At 29.2% G+C, this 1,161-nt stretch carries 1 protein-coding gene; it reads left to right on the top strand.

Annotation, left to right across the window (positions count from 1 at the left end; translation table 11 throughout):
* Positions 1-376 precede the first annotated feature (376 nt).
* Positions 377-859 carry a hypothetical protein gene (locus ACVFVN_RS14735; RefSeq protein WP_456235866.1) on the top strand — a complete coding sequence of 161 codons (483 nt, stop codon included), beginning with the start codon at positions 377-379 and terminating at the stop codon, positions 857-859.
* Positions 860-1,161: the final 302 nt, after the last annotated feature.

Below are 1,161 nucleotides of genomic sequence, written 5' to 3'. Positions count from 1 at the left end.
TGATTGGCTAAAAATTGGACGCAAACTAAAAAGCAAAAAATTATCTCAGAAAAAACAAGGAATGAACGATCTTAAAAATTATGGAAATGAAAATATATTTATGAGTTTGCTAGATATAATAAAAAAAATATTTTAATCGCACTACAGCTAACAGTGTATTGGCAAAATGCGGGGTTTAAGGCTAAATTGAACTATTTTTCAAATTTATACGCCGCTGCTTTTCATATTGTTTTTTTTCTTAATTTAGACAATCTGAAAAAGCATCGGCTTCGCTCTGTCTGAATTGAACTTTCAGTTAAATCCAGCCCGCACTTCGCCAATACTTTTTCGTTACCTGCAAGCTTACAAAACTGAAGCATTAAAATAGAAGTTGAAAATGAATACTGTAAATGAAATAAAAAACTATATTTTAGAACATATACATATCGAAAGTCCAGAAGTTTGGGAATTTGAAATTTCACCGCAAGTAACAAAGCTTATAAATTCTTTAAATCAAACTGAAATAAATGAATTTTCTAATTGTGCTTTAGAATGGGATGATGAGATTTTATACTTGATTACATTATCATTATTTGATGTGACAAATATATTTTTAGACATTACGGAAATGTATATCAATATTTTTTGTAAAATTAAAAATATTGAATACTTGGAACTTTTGGTAGAAAATGATATTCCTTTTATTCGTCCTCCTTATGATACAATTGAGAAGTTAAAAGATTGGAATATAGAGCAACTTAAAAATTTAAAAGAAAACATTGAGATAGCAATGACAATCAAAAGCGAATCTTGGAATGAAACACTTAATAAAGTTGTTGCATATTTAAATAAACAAATCGTAATTAAAGCCAGCAGGTAACAAGGGTTTGGCGCAATGGCGGGTTAAGTGATTATTGAAAGTTTCGGCTTTCTATTCCGCAAAAAGCCAATTATATTGATTTTTTTATAAATTTATTCAATTAATTGGCTTTTGCTTACTGTGTCGCTAAATTGAAACTTTTCGCTTCAATTTCCGCCACTGACGCCAAGCCCCGAAACGTTAGCAGAAAGTCTTCACAAACAGAACTTATGAAAGAACTACTTGAAAGTATTTCAACTAGAGAAACTTCTATTATATTTTGGTCAATTTTAATCTTCTCAATTTTAATATTTATTGCTCGA

The sequence above is a fragment of the Soonwooa purpurea genome (assembly GCF_053891095.1).
Note: the sequence above shows the minus strand (reverse complement) of the source record. Positions and strands in the feature narration are given on the sequence as shown.